The sequence below is a fragment of the Streptomyces sp. LUP30 genome (genome assembly GCF_001746365.1).
Lineage (GTDB): Bacteria > Actinomycetota > Actinomycetes > Streptomycetales > Streptomycetaceae > Streptomyces.
In genome coordinates this window covers 25,028-44,354 of record NZ_MJAJ01000053.1, presented here as the reverse complement: position 1 = coordinate 44,354, position 19,327 = coordinate 25,028, and the positions used below count along the sequence as shown (strand labels likewise).

Here is a 19,327-nt window from a genome sequence, read left to right as displayed (position 1 = left end):
GTCTGCGTCTGCGTCTGCGTCTGCGTCTGCGTCTGCCGCTGCCGCTGCCGCTGCCGCTAATCACGCTCTCTCCGTTTCCCTGGGGGTTCTCCCATGCCTGTTTCCCGTACGTCCGGTGTCGACCGGCGCCTCTTCCTCACCTCCCTGCTCGGCGCCGCCGCCGGGGTCGCCGGGCTCAGCGGTTGCGCGGAGAGCAGTGCCGCCACCGGCGGCAAGGGCGTCTCGACCGCCCCGCTCGCCGACAAGGTGCCCGCCGGCACGAGTCTGAAGATCGCCTCGTTCCAGGGCCAGCAGGAGCTGCAGCTCAAGCTGGCGCATCTGCCCGAGCTGCCGTTCAAGGTGTCGAACTGGCTGAACATCGGAGCCGGTCCGGATGTCATCAACGCATTCCGCGCGAAGTCCCTGGACGTCGCCAACAATGCGGGCATCCCGCCGATCCAGGCGCATTACCAGGGCTTCGACGCGAAGATCGTCGCGATCAACATCACACGTAAGCCGAACTACGTCTTCGCCACCAAGCCGGGCAGCGAGATCAGGAGCGTCGACGGCTTCCGCGGAAAGAAGCTGGCGTTCTCCCAGGGCCAGGCGCAGGGCGTCGTCCTGCTGCGGGCGCTGAAGAAGGCCGGCCTGAAGTACGACGACGTGAAGCTGGTCCCGCTGACCAGCAACCAGTTCCTCACCGCCCTCCAGTCGGGCCAGGTGGACATCGCCCCGCTCGGCAACACCCAGTCGCCCGCCTATCTCAAGCAGTACGGGCCGAAAGGCGCCCGCGTCATCACCACGGACGTCGTGGACCTGCTCAGCCTGCTGTGGGCGCCGACGTCCGTGCTGAACGACGAGGCGAAGGCGGCCGCCGTCGCCGCGTTCATCCCGCAGTGGGCGCAGGGCCTGGTGTGGAGCTACGAGAACCCGGACGTCTGGAACGAGGAGTTCTTCGTCAAGACGCAGAACCTGACCCTCGACCAGGCCAAGTCGATCACCGCACTCGCCAACAAGCCGTTGTTCCCGCCGAGTTGGGACGAGGCCATCAAGTGGGAGCAGGAGACCGCGGACCTCCTCGCGAAGGGCGGCTTCGTGAAGGAGTTCGACGTCGCCTCGCTCTTCGACCACCGCTTCGAGGGCATCGCCGCCAAGTCCGTGGCAGCCGAGTACCGGAGTTGACCGCCATGACCACCAGCGCCAGCACGGCCACGGGCACGAGCCCGGCCGCACACACGAAGACCGGCCCGAAGACCGACCCGAACATCGACCCGGGCGCCGACACCGACACGGCCGTGACCGCTGCTCCCGCCGTCGCCGCCGTGGCGGCTGTGGCGGCCTCGGGGGCCGGCGGCGGGTCCCGGGGCCGTCGCCGCCGACGCCGTGGGCTCGCTCCCGGCAAACCGTGGCCGGCTTCCCGGCTCGCCGGACCGCTGCTCCTGATCGCCCTGTGGGCCGTCGCCTCGGCGGCCGGGCGACTGGACACCGGGGCGATTCCCGCGCCCTGGACGGTGCTGGAGACCGGCGTCCACCTGTGGACGGACGGGACGCTGACCACCGACGTCCTCACCTCGCTGGAGCGCGCCGGATACGGCTTCGCGATCGGCCTCATCGCCGGGGTGACGCTCGCGCTGGTCTCGGGGCTGACCCGGACCGGCGAGGCGCTGATCGACGGGACGGTGCAGCTCAACCGGGCCATCCCGACCCTGGGACTGATCCCGTTGTTCATCCTCTGGCTGGGCATCGGCGAGGCCTTCAAGATCGCGATCATCGCCATCGTCGTCTACATTCCGATCTACCTCAACACGCATGCCGCGCTGTCCGGCATCGACCACCGGTTCGTCGAACTCGCCGAGGTGCAGGGCCTGTCGAAGGTCCGCTTCGTCCGGCAGGTCGTGATCCCCGGAGCTCTGCCCGGATTCTTCGTGGGTCTCCGGCTCGGCGTCACCGGATCCTGGCTCGGCCTGGTCGTCCTGGAGCAGATCAACGCCACCAGCGGGCTCGGCTACATGATGTTCCAGGCCCAGAACTACGGCCAGTCGGACGTCATCCTGGTCGGCCTCCTCATCTACGGCGTCTTCGGTCTGATCTCCGACAGCGCGGTCCGTCTCATCGAACGGAGGGTGCTGTCGTGGCGCCGCACACTGAGCAACTGACCCGGTCCGCCGCCGTCCGGCTGCGCGGCCTGACCCGGTCCTTCGACGGACGCACGGTCCTCGACGGCGTCGACCTGGACATCCCCGCCGGACAGTTCGTGGCCCTGCTCGGACACAGCGGGTCCGGCAAGAGCACCCTTCTCCGGGCGGTCGCGGGTCTGGACCACGAGGTCACCGGAGAAGGGGAGTTGACGGCGCCGGAGCGGGTGTCCGTCGTCTTCCAGGACTCCCGGCTGCTGCCGTGGCGGCGGGTGCTGGACAACGTGCTGCTCGGCCTCGACGGCAGGGAGGCCGTGCGCAAGGGGCGGGAGGCGCTCGCCGAGGTCGGGCTGAAGGGGCGCGAGCGGGCCTGGCCCAACGAGCTGTCCGGCGGTGAGGCGCAGCGCGCCGCGCTGGCCCGCTCGCTGGTCCGCGAGCCCGAACTGCTGCTGGCCGACGAGCCGTTCGGGGCCCTGGACGCGCTCACCCGCATCAAGATGCACGCCCTGCTGCGAGTGCTGTGGGAGGCCCACAGGCCCTCCGTGCTGCTCGTCACGCACGACGTGGACGAGGCGATCGTGCTCGCCGACCGTGTTCTCGTCCTCGATCACGGGCGCATCGGGCTCGATCTGACCGTCGAGCGGCCGCATCCGCGCTCGTACCGGGATCCGTTGCTCGGTGAGTACCGGGAGCGGTTGCTGACGGCGCTGGGCGTGACGTCGGACGTCGCCTGAACTCCGGCGTCCGCGCCTCCCCTCCCTCCGCCACCCTTCTCCACCCTTCTCCACCCTTTCCCCTCTTCTCCCCTTCTTCCTGTACCTGTCCGAAGCGAAGGACTCTCCATGCCCCGCCGCCTTCATCTCAACGCCTTCCTCATGAACACCGGTCACCACGAGGCCTCGTGGCGGCTGCCCGAGAGCGACCCCCACGCCCATGTGGAGCTGGACCACTACGTCCGTCTGGCCCGGACCGCCGAGCGCGGCTCCTTCGACTCGCTGTTCCTCGCCGACGGCCCGCAGCTGTGGGGCGACATCGCCCAGCGGCCGGCCGGCGCGCTGGAGCCGCTCACCCTGCTCACCGCGCTGGCGACGGCGACGGAGCGCATCGGCCTGATCGCCACCGCCTCCACCTCCTACAACTCCCCCTACAACCTGGCCCGCAAGTTCGCCTCGCTGGACATCATCAGCGGCGGACGGGCGGGCTGGAACATCGTCACGACGGCGGGTGCGGAGGCCGCGCGCAACTTCGGTCTCGACGCCGAGCCCGCGCACGCCGAGCGCTACGCCCGTGCCGCCGAGTTCCTCGACGTGGCCCTCAAGCTCTGGGACAGCTGGGAGGACGACGCGATCGTCGCCGACAAGGCGACCGGCGTCTGGGGCGACGACGACAAGATCCATCCGCCCCGGCACCGGGGAACGTACTTCAGCGTCGAGGGCGCCCTCAACGTCCCCCGGTCGCCGCAGGGATACCCGCTGCTGGTGCAGGCGGGGTCGAGCGAGGACGGCAAGGCCTTCGCGGCCCGGTACGCGGAGGCGGTGTTCACCGCGCAGCAGACGCTCGCCGACGCGCAGGCGTTCTATGCGGATCTCAAGGCGCGCACCGGGGCCGCCGGCCGCGACCCCGATCACCTCAAGGTGCTGCCCGGCATCGTGCCGGTGATCGGCTCGACGGAGGCGGAGGCGCGGGCCGAAGAGCGCGTCCTGGAGGAGCACATCGTGTACACGCACGGGGTGCGGCGTCTGGAGCAGCTGCTCCAGCTGGATCCGGGCACGCTGGAGCTGGACGCGGGCCTGCCCGACGATCTGCCGCCCGAGGACGCCATCGAGGGCGCCAAGAGCCGCTACACCCTGATCGTGGAGCTGGCCCGGCGGGAGCGTCTCACGGTGCGGCAGCTGGTCGGGCGGCTCGGCGGCGGGCGCGGGCATCTCACCTTCGCGGGCACGCCCGAGCAGGTCGCCGACGCGATCGAGACCTGGTTCACCCGGGGCGCCGCCGACGGTTTCAACATCATGCCCGCGGTTCTGCCGTCCGGTCTCGACGCCTTCGTCGACCACGTCGTGCCGCTCCTGCGCGCCCGCGGCCTGGTGCGCGCCGACCACGGCCCGCGCACCACCCTGCGCGAGCGGTACGGCCTCCCGCGCCCCGCCAACCAGTACGTCCGCCCCGCGCTCGCCACCGTCTGAAAGGACCTCCGTCATGTCCCTCCACATCCGCAAGGTCACCGCGAACATCGGCGCCCACGTCAGCGGCGTCGACCTCGCCCGGCCCCTCGACGAGGAGACCTACGCCGCGCTGCGCGAGGCGCTCAACGCCCACAAGGCCCTGGTCTTCGACGACGTGCACCTGGACGACGAGGGCCAGCAGGCCTTCGTCCGCCACTTCGGCGACGTCACCACCGCCCACCCGACCGTGGCGGCCGTCGACGGGGCTCCGAACGTGCTGCCCGTCGACAGCGAGCAGGGCAGCGCCAACCACTGGCACACCGACGTGACGTTCGTCCTCAACCCGCCGCAGGCCAGCACCCTGCGCAGCATCACGGTCCCGCCGTACGGCGGCGAGACGCTGATCGCCAGCTCCGCAGCTGCCTACCGTCAACTGCCCGAGCCCCTGCGGGCATTGGCCGACAACCTGTGGGCCGAGCACACCAACGACTACGACTACGCGGTGCCCGCGGAGGAGATCGACGAGAAGCGGGCCGCCCAGCGCGCCCGGTTCACGTCCATCAAGTTCCGCACCGTCCACCCCGTCGTCCGCGTCCATCCGCTGACCGGCGAACGCGGCCTGTTCATCGGCGGGTTCGCGCAGCGGATCGTGGGTCTGTCGGTGGGCGAGTCCCGCAGGATCCTCGACCTGCTGCAGTCCTACGTCACCCGGCCGGAGAACGTCCTGCGCCACCGCTGGTCGGAGAACCAGCTGGTGCTGTTCGACAACCGCATCACCCAGCACTACGCCGTCGACAACTACGACAAGCTGCCGCGCCGACTGCACCGGGTGACCGTCGCCGGCGACGTCCCGGTCGGCGTCGAGGGCAAGGAGAGCTACTCGATCGAGGGGGACGCGGCGCACTACACCTCCGTAGCGGCGTAACCACGCTGAGCGTCCGGGCCGTCCGGATGGTGGGCAGCCTCTCCGTGGGCGCGGAGGGGCTGCCCACACTGTGGGCGTTTTGCCCATCTCACCCACTGGACGAGCCGCACCCATGCCCAGCACCACCGTCAGCACTCCGCAGGAGTCGGACGCCGCCCTGTCCCACGGCCTCAAGCAGCGTCATCTGTCGATGATCGCGCTGGGCGGCGTCATCGGCGCGGGTCTCTTCGTGGGTTCGGGGGCGGGCATCGCCGCCGCCGGGCCGTCGATCGTCCTGGCCTATGCGCTCTCCGGGCTTCTCGTGATGCTGGTGATGCGGATGCTGGGCGAGATGTCCGCCGCGCATCCCTCGTCGGGCTCGTTCTCGGCGCACGCCGAGCGGGCGTTCGGACCCTGGGCGGGCTTCACCGTAGGCTGGGCTTTCTGGGTGCTGCTGTGCACGGCCGTCGGCCTGGAGGGCATCGGCGCCGCGAAGATCGTCACGGGCTGGCTGCCGGGGACGCCGGAGTGGGCGTGGACGGGGCTGTTCGTGCTCGTGTTCTGCGGGGCGAACCTGGCGGCGGTGAAGAACTTCGGCGAGTTCGAGTTCTGGTTCGCGGCGCTGAAGGTCGGCGCCATCACCCTCTTCCTGACGCTGGGCGTGCTCGCCGTCGCCGGGGCGCTGCCGGGCGCCCGCTCCCCGGGGGCGTCGAACCTGGGCGAGGTGTTCCCGCACGGCGGCGAGGGCCTGGTCGTCGGGCTGCTCGCCTCGGTCTTCGCGTACGGCGGTCTGGAGACGGTCACCATCGCGGCCGCCGAGTCGGAGGACCCGGTCAGGGGTGTGGCGAGGGCGGTCCGTACGGCGATGTGGCGCATCGCGGTGTTCTACGTGGGCTCGATGGCGGTCATCGTCACCCTCGTCCCCTGGGACTCCGCGGCGGTCGTCGAGAAGGGCCCGTACGTGGCCGCCCTCGACCGCCTCGGCATCCCCGGCGCCGGACAGATCATGAACGTGGTCGTGCTGGCCGCGCTGCTCAGCGCGATGAACGCGAACGTCTACGGAGCCTCGCGGATCGCGTACTCCCTGGTGACACGGGGGCAGGGGCCGAAGGCGCTGGGCCGGGTGTCGGGGGGCGCGCCGCGGATCGCGGTGCTGGCCTCGTGCGTCTTCGGGTTCGGGTGCGTGGCGCTGAGCCACTGGCGTCCGGACGACGTCTTCCCCTGGCTGCTGAACATGATCGGCGCGGTGATCCTGGTGGTCTGGATCTTCGTCGCGCTCTCGCAGCTGCGGCTGCGCGGCCGGCTGGAGCGCGAGGCGCCGGAGCGGCTGGTCGTGCGGATGTGGGCGTTCCCGGTGCTGACCTGGGTGGCGCTGGCGGGTATGGCCGCGATCCTCGTGCTGATGGCGCGGGAGCCGGGGACGCGGGTCCAGCTGTACTGGTCGGGCGGGATGACGGCGTTTCTGGCGCTCGTCGGCCTCGTCCGGCAGCGGCGGCGCACCACTGCCTGACCTGCTTCTCCCGGGCCCTCGCGTGGACGCCACGCGGGGGCCTGCTTGTCGCCGGCACGCACTTGCAAGTAACTTGCAATAAGCCGCACGCCCGCGAGGGCCTGCGCCGACGTCCTGCCTCGCGACCGTCTTCTCACCTTCGCACCGGCAGGCGGGAAAGAAGGAAGCCCCCCGTGAGGACGTGACTCACGGGGGCTCTCCGGTGGACGACCGGACCCCTCGGGACGACCGGCCCCACGGCGACGAACAGGTCCTCCGACAGCGCCGGCGACGGCGCGGCCGTCACAGGTTGCTGAAGTCCGGGCCCTTGGAGCGGCTGCGCTTGAGCTCGTAGAAGCCCGGGACCGAGGCGACGGCGACGGTGCCGTCCCACAGACGGGCGGCCTCCTCGCCCCTGGGCGCCGGGGTGACGACCGGACCGAAGAACGCGATCTGCTCGCCGTCCGGGCCGGGCACGGCGATGACGGGGGTGCCGACGTCCTGGCCGACCTTCTCGATGCCCTCCTTGTGCGAGGCCCGCAGCTCGGCGTCGAACTCGAAGTTCTCCTGGTCGGCGTAGTCGATCAGGTCGGCGGGCAGACCGAGGTCGGCGAGCGCGCCGGCGATGGCCTCCAGGGTGGGGCCCTCGCCGTTGTTGTGGATGCGGGTGCCGAGCGCGGTGTAGAGCGGGCCGAGGATGTCCGCACCGTGCTTCTGCGCGGCGGCCGCCACCACACGGACCGGCTTCCACGCCTTGTTCTCCAGGAAGTCCCGGTAGTCCTCCGGCAGCTCCGCGAGCCGGTCCTCGTTGAGGACGGAGAGGCTCATCAGATGCCAGTGCACCTCGATGTCACGGACTTTCTCCACTTCCAGCATCCACCGCGACGTCATCCAGGCCCAGGGGCACGACGGGTCGAACCAGAAGTCGACGGGGGTCTTCTCCGGCATGTCTCTCCTCAGAAATCCTCAGCAGACAGGGCTTTCCCCACTGAACACCGCCGTCCGCACCGCGCATTCCCTGCTGCCACGTGTCAGGGGCGCATGACAGGATCACCCCTGTCCGCAGCGCCCATGCGCAACGCAGTGAGGGAGTACCGCCCGTGCCCGGTGAGAACCTGTCCCGCGACGAGGCCCGCGAGCGGGCGGCCCTGCTGTCCGTCGACGGGTACGACGTGTCCCTCGACGTCCGCTCGGCGGTGGGCGAGCGGGCCGCGGAGGCGGAGCCGCGCACCTTCCGGTCGGTCACCACCGTGCGCTTCCGCTGCAACGAGCCCGGCGCGTCCAGCTTCGCCGACCTCGTGGCGCCGAGTGTCACCTCGGTGTCCCTCAACGGCCGCGACCTCGACCCGGGTGAGGTCTTCGACGGCTCCCGGATCCTGCTGGAGGACCTGGCCGCGGAGAACGAGCTGATCGTCGACGCCCGCTGCGCCTACTCCCGCACCGGCGAGGGCCTGCACCGCTTCGTCGACCCGGAGGACGGCGAGGTCTACCTCTACACGCAGTACGAGCCGGCCGACTCGCGCCGGGTGTTCGCGAACTTCGAGCAGCCCGACCTGAAGGCCCCGTTCCGCTTCGAGGTGCGCGCGCCCGAGGAGTGGACGGTGTGGAGCAACGGCGTCGGCGAGCGCACGGACGGGGTCTGGCGGTTCGCGGAGACGAAGCCGATCTCCACGTACATCACCTGCGTCGTGGCCGGCCCGTACCACCACGTGAGCGACGTCTACACACGCGACCTGGGCGACGGCACGACCCTGGAGATCCCGCTCGGCGCGATGTGCCGCAGGGGTCTGGCCCCCCACTTCGACGCCGACGACGTCTTCCTGATCACCAAGCAGGGCCTGGACTTCTTCCACGACCACTTCGACTACCCGTACCCCTTCGGGAAGTACGACCAGGCGTTCGTGCCCGAGTACAACCTCGGCGCGATGGAGAACCCGGGCCTGGTGACCTTCCGCGAGGAGTACGTCTTCCGCGGAAAGGTGACGCGGGCGTCCTACGAGGCACGGGCGAACGTCATCCTGCACGAGATGGCGCACATGTGGTTCGGCGACCTGGTCACCATGGTGTGGTGGGACGACCTGTGGCTGAAGGAGTCCTTCGCGGACTTCATGGGGACGTTCGCGAACGTCGGCGCCACCCGCTTCTCCGACGCCTGGATCACCTTCGCCAACCGCCGCAAGGCCTGGGCCTACCGCGCCGACCAGCTCCCCTCCACGCATCCGATCACCGCCGACATCCGCGACCTGCAGGACGCCAAGCTCAACTTCGACGGCATCACCTACGCCAAGGGCGCCAGCGTGCTGAAGCAGCTGGTGGCCTACGTCGGCCAGGACGCGTTCCTGGAGGGCGCCCGCCGCTACTTCAAGCGGCACGCGTACGGCAACACGCGCCTGGGCGATCTGCTGGCGGTGCTCGGGGAGACCAGCGGCCGGGACATGGCCGGCTGGTCGCGGTCCTGGCTGCAGACGGCGGGCGTGAACTCGCTGACCCCGCAGGTGCTGCTGGACCCGCAGGGCAGGATCGACGAGCTCGCGGTGGTCCAGGAAGCGGCCGAGACGCATCCCGAGCTGCGGCCGCACCGGGTGGCGATCGGCCTGTACCGCCGGGAGGGCGACCGGGTCGTGCGGTACGCCCGTGCCGAGGCGGACGTCGACGGCCCGCGCACGGTGGTCACGGAGCTGGCCGGGGCGCAGGCGCCCGACCTGGTGCTGGTCAACGACGACGACCTCACGTACTGCAAGATCCGTTTCGACGAGACCTCGCTGGCCACGCTGCGCGAGCACCTGGGCGACCTGACCGATCCGCTGGCCCGTGCGCTGTGCTGGTCGGCGCTGTGGAACCTGACCCGGGACGCCCTGCTGCCCGCGGCCGACTTCGTGGACCTGGTGACCCGTTTCGCGCACCGCGAGTCCGACATCGGCGTCCTGCAGATGCTGCACGCCTGGGCGGACTCGGCGCTGGTGCACTACGCGCCGCAGGACTGGCGACCCACGGGCGGGACTGAGCTGGCACGCGTCGCCGTGCGCGATCTGCGGGCGGCCGAGCCGGGCAGTGGACACCAGTTGGCCTGGGCGCGCTTCTTCGCGTCGGTCGCGTCGTCCGCGGCGGATCTGGAGCTGCTGCGGGGTCTGCTGGACGGCACCGCGAAGATCGACGGCCTGGAGGTGGACCAGGAGCTGCGCTGGGCGTTCCTGGAGCCGCTGGCGGCGCACGGCGTGGCGGACGAGTCGGTGCTGGCGGCCGAACTGGCCCGCGACGACACCGCGTCCGGCAAGCGGCATCAGGTGCGCTGCCTGGCCGCCCGTCCGTCGGCTGCCGTCAAGGCGCAGGCGTGGGCCCAGGTGATGGAGTCGGACGCGCTGTCCAACGCGCTGGCGGAGGCGACGATCGCCGGATTCGCCCAGCCCTCGCAGCGGGAACTGCTCGCGCCGTACGCGCAGAAGTACTTCGCGGCGATCGAGCGGATCTGGGCCGAGCGGTCCATCCAGAGCGCGATGAACGTCGTCAAGGGCCTGTTCCCCTCGCTCCAGGACTCGCCGCAGACGCTGGCGGCGACCGACGACTGGCTGGCGGCGCACGAGTCGGCGGCCCCGGCGCTGCGGCGGCTGGTGCTGGAGGCACGGGACGACCTGGCGCGGTCGCTGCGGGCGCAGGAGTACGGCGCGGAAGCGGCGGCCCTCCCGGCCGACTGACCTTTGGCCATGAATTCCGCGGGCGGTCACCGTTACGGAATTCAGTCAATCGCACCCGTAACCCCTGGCTCCCTCGATCGGGACCAGGGGTTTTCGGTGCCTACTCGGCATCCGAACACCCGTCCTTTAGGGCGAACTTGTCCGGATTTGTCGACGAGCGTGTAACAGCGGTTAGGGGGCCCGTCCGGCGCGGAATCCCCGTTGCATGAACCACAACACCCCGCTCCCCCAGGTTCCCCCGGCGTCCCCCCGCTCCGTCCGTCACCTGTCGGACGTCCAGCGCCGAGTCACCACGGCGGCCCAGTTGCGCATCCAGGGCGTGGCGCCCGCCGAGGCGAACGAGCAGTGCCGCCCCGGCGGACCCTGGCAGCAGATCCTCCCGGGCGTGTACCTGCTCCACCCGGGCCCGCCGACCAGCGAGGAGCGGTTGCACGCGGTGCTGGCCTACGCGGGCCGCGACACCTCGGCACCGACCGGGGTGCCCGCCCAGCCGGGCTGCGGGGAGCCGCACCGGCCGGTGTACAAGGAGGCCATGATCACGGGCCTCGCGGCGCTGAACCTGCACGGCCTGTCGTCCGCTCCGCCGCTGCCGTCCCTGGACCACATCGACGTCCTGGTGCCGCGGCTGCGCCGGTTGCGCTCGACGGGCTTCGCGCACGTCGTGCGCACGTCCACGCTGCCGACGCCCGAGCAGGCCACGGGGGTCGCGGTGGCGCCGGTGCCGCGCGCGCTGGCCGACGCGGTGGCCCAGCTGACGGACCCGGAGGTGGTGCGGCGGCTGCTGTCGGACGCGGTGCGCGGCGGCCACTGCGAACCGTCGGCGGTCGTCCGGGAGTTGAACGACGCCAGGCTGCTGAGCCGGCCGCATGTGGTGGACGCCGTGGACTCGCTGCTCGCCGAGGGCCGCGCGATCGCGGAGGAGCGCCTGTACACGATGGTGTGCGAGCACGGCCTGCCCGACCCGGTGTGGAACGTGGACCTGCGTCTGCCGGGCGGACCGCACCTCGGCGGCCTGGACGCCTACTGGCCGGAGCACGCGGTGGCCGTCGAGCTGGACACCCGGGCTCCGCGCCAGGACGAGGACGCGCTGTGGTCCGAGTACGCCCGCAAGCGGGAGCACCTGGAGCGGCTGGGCATCACGGTCGTCCACCTCACGCCCAGGAAGCTGCGGGACGCGATGGAACAGCAGGCGGCCGTGGTCCGCACGGCGCTGATGGCCTCGGGCGACCGGGCCCCGGCCGCGTACGTCGTGGTGCTGCCCCGGTAATGACGGACGGGGGCGGGTCAGGAGGGGAGAGGAGGGCCGTCGGGGCAGACCCGGCGGCCCTCCTCGTGCGCCGGCCGCGCGCCGACGCTCCGCGACGCCGTGGTGTGCGGAGCCGTGGAGGGGCGGGGCGGCCTCAGCGCTCAGGCACGTGCACCCGGCCGTTCAGCGGCCGTTCGCGCCACAGCCCGAGCGCGACGTCGACCAGGCGGACCCGGGTGAGCCCCTCGACCGCGTCCAGGTCGTGCCACGCGGCGAGGTCGGTGGAGCCGTTGACCTCGTTGCGCAGCTCGCCGCCGACGATCCGGGCCTCGTAGACGATGCGGACGCCGTGGTGGTCCACGGGACCGCGCAGCCCCTCGCGACGGAGGGACCTGCGGGAGGAGTCGATGCCGAGCAGGCCGGTCACCTCGACGCGGTAGCCGGTCTCCTCGTCCAGCTCCCGGACGACGGTGTCGAGCGGGTCCTCCCCGTGCTCCATGCCGCCGCCCGGCAGCACCCACTCGTGCGTGCCGCCGGGGGCCGGCGAGCGGGCGAGCAGAACGCGGTCGTCACGGACGCAGACGGCGTAGGCCGCCACCCTCAACCTCTGGCGCATGCAGGGACGTTAACCGCTCGGCGCGCCACCGGCAGGGGATTTTCCGGACACCTCGACCGGTCACATAACCTTGACGGGGCAGGTCGAGGGCCGCGCGAAGGCCGGACCGAAGGAGACCCCATGCCCGGCGCCCCGGCTTCCCTCTCTCCCGCACCCCACCCCCGAGACCCCCGCCCGCTCACCGGCGAGCCCCTCGCGCTCGACCTGCTCAACACCCGGTGGACGCGGGACGGCGCCGTGCGGGACCTGCTGCGGGACACGGACGGGCCGGCGGTGTGGCTCGCGGCGAACGGGCTGGACGGGCGGTTCACGGCCGACGCGGCGACCCTGCGGCACCTTCTCGACGCCCGCGACGCGATCGGGGCCGCCGTGGACGGCGCGCGGACGGAGCGTCTGGACCGCGTGCTCGAACACGGGCGCATCCGGCCCACCCTCACCGCCGAGGGCCCCGGCGAGCGGGCCGAGTTCGCGGACGAGGCGTGGGGGCCGGCCTGGCTGGCCGCCCGCAACTACCTGGAGCTGCTCGCCACCGCGCCGGACCGGATCCGCGGCTGCGCCCACGAGGCCTGCGCGCTGCACTTCTTCGACACCTCGCGCAACGGCGCCCGCCGCTGGTGCTCCATGGCGACGTGCGGCAACCGCGCGAAGGCCTCCCGGCACCACGCCCGCTCCAAAGAGGCCTGACGGACGGGGGCCGGTACGAGGCCGCCGGTCGACGCCACGGACGCCACGCACGACACGCCCGGCAGGCGGTCGGCAGCCCACAGCAGCCGGACAGTCCGCGCACAGGAGACTCGTAGAGGGTTTTCCCCATACATCCATATCGTTTCGGTCAACTCTCCCCAAACAGCCGCCCCTTAGGTAAAGCTTTGCGGTCATCCGGGATCGCGTTCCGGACGGCCGTGATCAGGCAGGAACGGTCTCGATCACGTGCCGCTCGTTCCTTTACCTACAAGGGATGCCGATGACCCTCACCCCCCAGCGTGCACCGATATCGGGCACCAGACGCGTGGCCCGCATAGCCGTGGCCGCCGGCCTGGTGGCCGCACTGTCCGCGGCCGGGCCGATACCCCTGGCCTTCTCCGCCGACGCCGGACCGGCCCCGGCGACGTCCGACCCCGGCGCGAAGTCCGCCCCCCGCAAGCTCGGCTCCGACGACGCCGCCCTCCTCGCCGAAGCCAAGGCCTCCGGCGACAAGAACGTCACGCTGATGGTCGCCACCGCCCCCGGCCAGACCGAGCAGGTCGCCCAGGAGCTGGACGCGGTCAAGGGCGGCTCGGTCGGCCAGTCCTACGACAAGCTCGGCTACGTCCGCGCCACCGTCCCGACCGCCAAGGCCGACTCGGCGATCGCCGCCGCCGCCAAGCTGTCCTCGGTGCAGGCCATCGACCTGCGGCACGACATCGTCCTCGACGACCCGGCGCCGAGCGCGGACGCCGTCAAGGACGCCGGGTCCGCCGGGAAGGCGAAGACCTACCCCGCGCCGGACAAGAACACCCCCGCCGAGAACCCGTACAACCCGTCCTTCGAGACGGGCGCCGTCGACTTCGTGAAGAAGAACCCGAAGGCGGACGGCCGCGGCGTCACCATCGGCATCCTCGACTCCGGCGTGGACCTGGCGCACCCCGCGCTGCAGAAGACCACCACCGGCGAGCGCAAGATCGTCGACTGGGTGACCGCCACCGACCCGCTGCTCGACAACGACGCTTCCTGGCGCCCGATGGTGACCTCCGTCTCCGGGCCCAGCTTCAGCTACGGCGGCCGCACCTGGACGGCGAAGCCCGGCTCGTACCAGATCAACCTCTTCCGGGAGTCCGCCACCGCGGGCGGCGACGCCAAGGGCGACGTCAACCGCGACGGCGACACCACCGACGCGTGGGGCGTCCTGTACGACGCGGCCGCCGGCACCGTCACCGTCGACGTGAACGGCAACGGCGACTTCACCGACGACACCGCGATGAAGCCGTACAAGGACGGCTACCAGATCGGCTGGTTCGGCACCGACAACCCGTCGACCGACGTCGCCGAACGCCAGCCGTTCGTCGTGCAGATCCGCAAGGACGTGCCGATGGACCCGCTCGGCGGCGACTGGGTCGGCAAGAAGGCCGACTTCGCCAACATCGGTCTCATCGCCAGCGAGCACGGCACGCACGTCGCCGGCATCACCGCCGCGCACGGCCTGTTCGGCGGCCGGATGAACGGCGCCGCCCCCGGCGCGAAGATCGTCTCCTCCCGTGCCTGCGTCTTCGGCCCGGGCTGCACCAACGTCGCCCTCACCGAGGGCATGATCGACCTGGTCGTCAACCGAGGCGTCGACATCGTCAACATGTCGATCGGCGGTCTGCCGGGCCTCAACGACGGCAACAACGCGCGCGCCGCGCTGTACACGCGCCTCATCGACACCTACGGCGTCCAGCTCGTGATCTCCGCGGGCAACGAGGGTCCCGGCGCGAACACCATCGGCGACCCCGGTCTGGCCGACAAGGTGATCTCGGTCGGCGCGGCCGTCTCCAAGGAGACCTGGGCCGCCAACTACGGCTCGCAGGTGACGAAGAAGTACGCGCTGCTGCCCTTCTCCTCGCGCGGCCCGCGTGAGGACGGCGGCTTCACGCCGACGCTGGTCGCCCCCGGCGCCGCGATCAACACCACCCAGACCTGGCTGCCCGGCTCCCCGGTCGCCGACGCGGGCTACCCGCTGCCGGCCGGCTACTCCATGCTGCAGGGCACCTCGATGGCCTCCCCGCAGGCCGCGGGCGCCTCGGCGCTGCTGATCTCGGCCGCCAAGCAGGCCAAGGTCGCGCTCACCCCGGCGGTCCTGCGCACGGCTCTGACCTCGACCGCGGACCACATCAAGGGTCTGCAGGCCTACGAGGAGGGCGCGGGCGCGATCAACATCGTGGACGCCTGGAAGTCCATCCGCCACGGCGCCACCGCCCACGACTACACCGTCAAGGCCCCGGTCGACACCGCGCTCGACCAGGCCCTGAAGACGCCGGGCTTCGGCACCGGGATCTACGACCGTGAGGGCGGTCTGAAGGCCGGGCAGAAGAAGACGTACGACGTCACGATCACCCGCACCTCCGGCGCCGACAAGGCGGTCCGCCACGAGCTCCGCCTGGAGAACAACGCGGCCGGCGCCTTCCGGATCCTCGGCAAGGGCGACGTCAGGCTCCCGCTGAACAAGCCGGTGACGGTCCAGATCCAGGCCAGGCCGAAGGCCGCCGGCATCGCGAGCGCCATCCTGGAGGTCGACGACCCGAAGACCGAGGGCGTCGACAAGCAGATCCTCAACACGGTCGTCGTCTCGACGCCGGTGAGCCACACGTTCTCCGTGTCGAACACCGTGCAGCGCAACAGCTTCCAGTCCTACTTCCTGACCGTGCCCGAGGGTGCCAAGGCGTTCGAGGTCGCGATCGGCGGGCTGAAGGACAAGAGCCAGACCCGGTTCATCTCGATCCACCCCTACGGCGTCGCGGTCGAGGACACCTCCACGATCTACTGCTACAGCAACTATCCCAACACCAACGGCTGCCGCCCCGACGCCCGTTCGTACCAGAACCCGCAGGCCGGGGTCTGGGAGATCGAGGTCGAGTCGCGCCGCACCTCGCCGCTGCTCGACAACCCGTACAAGCTGGAGGCCACGGTCTACGGCGCGGACTTCGCCCCGGGGAACGTGACCGTGCCCGAGGCGAAGGTCGGCGTCCCGGCCGCCGCCTCCTGGACGGTGGCGAACAAGTTCGCCGCCATCGACGGCAAGCTGGTCGGCGGCCCGCTCGGCTCGTCCAAGAAGGACCGTCCGACGATCGCCAACGGCACCACCCAGACCACCACGGTCGAGGTCCCGGCGGGCGCGAAGTCGCTCGACGTCTCCATCGGCAACGTCTCCGACGCCTCCGCCGACCTGGACCTGACGGTCTACGACGCGGCCGGCAAGCAGGTCGCGCAGCAGGCCGACGGCGACTCGGAGGAGGCGGTCTCCATTCCGTCGCCCGCCGCCGGCACGTACACCATCCAGGTCGCGGGCTACTCGGTCCCGGCCGGCACGACGGCGTACGACTACGTGGACGCGTTCCTGTCGTCCGCGCTCGGCGCCGTCACGGTCGACGGGGCCGCGCCGGTGAAGCTCGCCACGGGCGCTTCGGCGGCGGTCTCCGCCACCGTCACCGCCGCGGCCACCGCCCCGGCGGGCCGGGTCCTCTTCGGTCAGGTCCAGCTGGTGAACGCGCGGGGCACCGTCGCGGGCGCCGGCAACGTGACGATCGAGAAGGTCACTCCGTAGCACCTCGGGCAACAAGAGGGGCGGGCGTCCGTACGGGCGCCCGCCCTTCGCCGTCCGCGCACCGCCACGACGACTTCCGGGCAACGCCCCCGGCGGCCCCGGGCGGGCGGGGGCGCCCGTCCCCAGGCCGCTCGGCGCCGCGTCCTCCGTGGTCCGCCGCGGTTACTCGCAGGCGGCGGTCCCCGCCCCGGAGAGGGCTCCTGTGAGCTCCTGCCGCTCCGGCGCGATGTCGGGCTCGCCGACCACCCAGACGTCGGGGACGCCCGCCCCCTGCGCCAGGGCGACCAGCACATGGTCGCCGGGGTTCAGCGGCGCACCCGCGCCCTGCTCCCTGTCGAAGCCGACCTCGGGCGCGCTCCTCACGGGCCGGTAGGCGTGGGTGACGCGCAGGCTGACGCGCTCGCGGGTCGTGCCGGGCAGCCGGCGGACGTCCGTCACGTCGCCCTCGACGACGAGCCGGGTGCAGGCGAGGTAGCCGGGGTCGCCGAGGAGAGCGCCGGCGTCCTCGGACGCCTTGGCTCCGGACTCGCCGCGGCCGGCGTCGCTCGCGGCCCTGCTCCCCGCGTCGTCCGAGACCCCGTGCCCGGCCCGCACGACCGCCCAGCCTGCCCCGAAGACCAGCGCGCCCGCGGCCGCCGCCCCGACGGCTCCCAGGAGCAGGGGACGCAGCCGGCGCGGAGCGCGTGCCCGCCGGACGGGCGCGGGCGACGGCTGCGCCGCGCTCTCGCGCACCGGGTCCGTCAGGGCGTCGGCGAGCACGCCGAGCTGTTCGCGCAGCAACGCCACGTCGGCGCTCGCCGCGCGGTGCTCCGCCATGAAGGCGCCGTCCGCACGGGCCTCGTCCGGCAGCGGTTCGTCGGCGATGGCCGCCATCAGCGCGTCCGGCCCGCCACGGCCGTCGTGTTCCGCGGTCATGTCAGACCACCTCGTCCTCGTGCAGGCGGGCGCGCAGGGCCCGGACCGCCGTGTGCAGGCGGCTCTTGACCGTGCCCTCCGGGACGCCCAGCTCCCGGGCGATGGAACGCACCGGCAGATCGGCGTAGAAGCGCAGGACGACGACCTGACGCTGGGCGTCGGGCAGGTCGTCCAGGCCCCGGGCGACGGCCAGGGAGAGCACGCTGGTGTCCTCGCCGGAGGGGTGCTCGTGCTGGCGCAGCGAGGCCAGCCGCTCCCCCAGCCGCTCCTGCCGGCGTTTGGCCCGGTGCCAGTCCATGGCGAGGTTGGAGGCCACGACCGCCGCCCAGGCGGAGACGTCGCGCGGCGCCTCGTGTCCCTTCGCCGCGCGCTCCAGCAGCCGCAGGCGGACCTGCTGTACCCCGTCCGGCAGGTCCGCCTGCGGCACCCCGCCCAGCGCGAGCACCGCCCGCACCCGGCGTTCCTGCGCCGGGTCCAGCGGGTCGTCGCCGTGCCCGGCCGCCCCGTCCCCCTGGACCCGGCGGGTGATTCTGCGCAGCACAGACACCCCTCCCTCGCCGCGTTTCTCCTACGACGCCGCCGCGCCCGGAAACGTTCGCCCCCGGCGCGAGGAAATTCCGGGCGCGGCCGCGGAGGCGTACGTCACACCGGCGGGCGGGGCAGCAGAGCTTGCGGCCGGCAGCCCTGCCGAAGGGAATTCCTCCAGCTCAGCGGGGTGCGGGAGCGAGTTCCGCAACCGTCGATCACTGTGGGGCGTCCCACTCCTCGGGCATGGCGGGCAAAGAATTGGACAGGTAGGCCGGTGTCGGCCGCATGATGGAAAAGCCACGGCCAGGCAATGCGTACGCAGCGAGACAGAACGAGACAAAGGGAGTCGTCGTGAGGGTCGGAATCGTCGGAGCCACCGGTCAGGTCGGCACGGTCATGCGCAGCATCCTCAAGGAGCGGAACTTCCCGGTCACCGAGCTGCGTCTGTTCGCCTCGGCCCGCTCGGCGGGGACGGTCCTGGACGGCGTGACGGTGGAGGACGCGGCGACGGCCGACTACACCGGTCTCGACATCGTGCTGTTCTCCGCGGGCGGCGCGACCTCGAAGGCGCTCGCCGAGAAGGTGGCCTCGCAGGGCGCCGTCGTGATCGACAACTCCTCGGCCTGGCGCAAGGACCCGGAGGTGCCCCTGGTGGTCTCCGAGGTGAACCCGCACGCGATCGTGGACCGCCCCAAGGGCATCATCGCCAACCCGAACTGCACGACGATGGCCGCGATGCCGGTCCTTAAGCCGCTGCACGAGGAGGCGGGGCTGGAGGCGCTGGTCGTCGCCACCTACCAGGCGGTGTCCGGCTCGGGCGTCGCGGGCGTGGCGGAGCTGCACGGGCAGGCGCAGAAGGTCGTGGCGGACGCGGACCGGCTCACCCACGACGGCGCGGCGGTCGACTTCCCGGAGCCCCAGGTCTACCAGCGCCCGATCGCCTTCAACGTGGTCCCGCTCGCGGGCTCGATCGTCGACGACGGTCTGCACGAGACCGACGAGGAGCAGAAGCTCCGCAACGAGTCCCGCAAGATCCTGGAGATCCCGGGGCTGAAGGTCTCCGGCACCTGTGTGCGCGTGCCGGTCTTCTCCGGCCACTCCCTTCAGGTCAACGCCCGTTTCGCGCGTCCGCTGACGGTGGAGCGCGCGACGGAGCTGCTGGCCGGCGCCCCGGGCGTCGCCCTCTCCGACATCCCCACCCCGCTGCAGGCGGCCGGCCAGGACCCGTCGTACGTGGGCCGCATCCGGCAGGACGAGACCGTCGAGCACGGCCTCGCCCTGTTCGTCTCCAACGACAACCTGCGCAAGGGCGCGGCGCTGAACGCGGTGCAGATCGCGGAGCTGGTGGCGGCCGAGCTGAAGGACTGACGCACGGCGTCTTC

Annotated in this window: 15 protein-coding genes; 11 read left to right on the top strand and 4 right to left on the bottom strand. The window is 71.8% G+C overall.

What is annotated here, in order from left to right:
* Nucleotides 1–93 precede the first annotated feature (93 nt).
* The 6 genes from BG482_RS32480 (at nt 94) to BG482_RS32455 (ending at nt 6,690) form a co-directional block, all read left to right on the top strand.
* Complete coding sequence (locus BG482_RS32480) at nt 94–1,161, top strand: ABC transporter substrate-binding protein (protein ID WP_069772776.1); 1,068 nt, start codon at nt 94–96, stop codon at nt 1,159–1,161.
* Nucleotides 1,158–2,135 carry an ABC transporter permease gene (locus BG482_RS32475; RefSeq protein WP_256096551.1) on the top strand — a complete coding sequence of 326 codons (978 nt, stop codon included), beginning with the start codon at nt 1,158–1,160 and terminating at the stop codon, nt 2,133–2,135. Before BG482_RS32480 ends, BG482_RS32475 begins: the two co-directional genes overlap by 4 nt.
* Nucleotides 2,111–2,848, top strand: coding sequence for an ABC transporter ATP-binding protein (locus BG482_RS32470; RefSeq protein ID WP_069772775.1), 738 nt, complete (start codon nt 2,111–2,113; stop codon nt 2,846–2,848). Before BG482_RS32475 ends, BG482_RS32470 begins: the two co-directional genes overlap by 25 nt.
* A 108-nt stretch (nt 2,849–2,956) precedes the next feature.
* The gene (locus BG482_RS32465) at nt 2,957–4,297 is read left to right on the top strand and encodes an LLM class flavin-dependent oxidoreductase (RefSeq protein WP_069772774.1); all 1,341 of its coding nucleotides are present in this window, start codon (nt 2,957–2,959) and stop codon (nt 4,295–4,297) included.
* Nucleotides 4,298–4,310: 13 nt separating this feature from the next.
* Complete coding sequence (locus BG482_RS32460; protein WP_069772773.1) at nt 4,311–5,201, top strand: TauD/TfdA family dioxygenase; 891 nt, start codon at nt 4,311–4,313, stop codon at nt 5,199–5,201.
* Nucleotides 5,202–5,313: 112 nt separating this feature from the next.
* Entirely contained in the window at nt 5,314–6,690 is a 1,377-nt protein-coding gene (locus BG482_RS32455; protein WP_069772772.1) for an amino acid permease, read from the top strand.
* A 282-nt stretch (nt 6,691–6,972) separates the two neighbouring features.
* Here BG482_RS32455 and BG482_RS32450 read toward each other — a convergent pair whose 3' ends face one another.
* Nucleotides 6,973–7,617, bottom strand: coding sequence for a DsbA family protein (locus BG482_RS32450; protein ID WP_069772771.1), 645 nt, complete (start codon nt 7,615–7,617; stop codon nt 6,973–6,975).
* 152 nt (nt 7,618–7,769) lie between these two features.
* Here BG482_RS32450 and pepN point away from each other — a divergent pair, with 152 nt between their 5' ends.
* Both pepN and BG482_RS32440 read left to right on the top strand, forming a co-directional pair.
* Nucleotides 7,770–10,361, top strand: coding sequence for an aminopeptidase N (gene pepN, locus BG482_RS32445; RefSeq protein ID WP_069772770.1), 2,592 nt, complete (start codon nt 7,770–7,772; stop codon nt 10,359–10,361).
* 205 nt (nt 10,362–10,566) lie between these two features.
* On the top strand, nt 10,567–11,628 hold the full coding sequence (locus tag BG482_RS32440; RefSeq protein WP_069772769.1) for a hypothetical protein: 1,062 nt from the start codon (nt 10,567–10,569) through the stop codon (nt 11,626–11,628).
* Nucleotides 11,629–11,761: 133 nt separating this feature from the next.
* Here BG482_RS32440 and BG482_RS32435 read toward each other — a convergent pair whose 3' ends face one another.
* Nucleotides 11,762–12,223, bottom strand: a complete 462-nt coding sequence (locus tag BG482_RS32435) for an NUDIX hydrolase (protein WP_176741529.1) — start codon at nt 12,221–12,223, stop codon at nt 11,762–11,764.
* Nucleotides 12,224–12,343: 120 nt separating this feature from the next.
* On the opposite strand from BG482_RS32435, the gene BG482_RS32430 reads away from it, so the two are divergent.
* The gene (locus tag BG482_RS32430) at nt 12,344–12,907 is read left to right on the top strand and encodes a CGNR zinc finger domain-containing protein (protein WP_069772767.1); all 564 of its coding nucleotides are present in this window, start codon (nt 12,344–12,346) and stop codon (nt 12,905–12,907) included.
* A 280-nt stretch (nt 12,908–13,187) separates the two neighbouring features.
* Entirely contained in the window at nt 13,188–16,502 is a 3,315-nt protein-coding gene (locus tag BG482_RS32425; RefSeq protein ID WP_069772766.1) for a S8 family serine peptidase, read from the top strand.
* 162 nt (nt 16,503–16,664) lie between these two features.
* Here the strand turns inward: BG482_RS32425 and BG482_RS32420 are convergent, their stop codons facing one another.
* On the bottom strand, nt 16,665–17,417 hold the full coding sequence (locus BG482_RS32420) for a hypothetical protein (protein ID WP_069772765.1): 753 nt from the start codon (nt 17,415–17,417) through the stop codon (nt 16,665–16,667).
* Between the two features lies 1 nt (nt 17,418).
* Nucleotides 17,419–17,964 carry an RNA polymerase sigma factor gene (locus tag BG482_RS32415; RefSeq protein ID WP_107450832.1) on the bottom strand — a complete coding sequence of 182 codons (546 nt, stop codon included), beginning with the start codon at nt 17,962–17,964 and terminating at the stop codon, nt 17,419–17,421.
* A gap of 332 nt (nt 17,965–18,296) precedes the next feature.
* Between BG482_RS32415 and BG482_RS32410 the strand changes: the two genes are divergently transcribed.
* Nucleotides 18,297–19,313, top strand: coding sequence for an aspartate-semialdehyde dehydrogenase (locus tag BG482_RS32410; RefSeq protein ID WP_079142416.1), 1,017 nt, complete (start codon nt 18,297–18,299; stop codon nt 19,311–19,313).
* Nucleotides 19,314–19,327 lie beyond the last annotated feature (14 nt).

Coding starts and splice junctions, on each gene's coding strand:
- BG482_RS32480 (WP_069772776.1), top strand. CDS start 94: ATGCCTGTTTCCCGTACGTCCGGTGTCGACCGGCGCCTCTTCCTCACC.
- BG482_RS32465 (WP_069772774.1), top strand. CDS start 2,957: ATGCCCCGCCGCCTTCATCTCAACGCCTTCCTCATGAACACCGGTCAC.
- BG482_RS32460 (WP_069772773.1), top strand. CDS start 4,311: ATGTCCCTCCACATCCGCAAGGTCACCGCGAACATCGGCGCCCACGTC.
- BG482_RS32455 (WP_069772772.1), top strand. CDS start 5,314: ATGCCCAGCACCACCGTCAGCACTCCGCAGGAGTCGGACGCCGCCCTG.
- BG482_RS32450 (WP_069772771.1), bottom strand. CDS start 7,617: ATGCCGGAGAAGACCCCCGTCGACTTCTGGTTCGACCCGTCGTGCCCC.
- BG482_RS32440 (WP_069772769.1), top strand. CDS start 10,567: ATGAACCACAACACCCCGCTCCCCCAGGTTCCCCCGGCGTCCCCCCGC.
- BG482_RS32435 (WP_176741529.1), bottom strand. CDS start 12,223: ATGCGCCAGAGGTTGAGGGTGGCGGCCTACGCCGTCTGCGTCCGTGAC.
- BG482_RS32430 (WP_069772767.1), top strand. CDS start 12,344: ATGCCCGGCGCCCCGGCTTCCCTCTCTCCCGCACCCCACCCCCGAGAC.
- BG482_RS32425 (WP_069772766.1), top strand. CDS start 13,188: ATGACCCTCACCCCCCAGCGTGCACCGATATCGGGCACCAGACGCGTG.
- BG482_RS32420 (WP_069772765.1), bottom strand. CDS start 17,417: ATGACCGCGGAACACGACGGCCGTGGCGGGCCGGACGCGCTGATGGCG.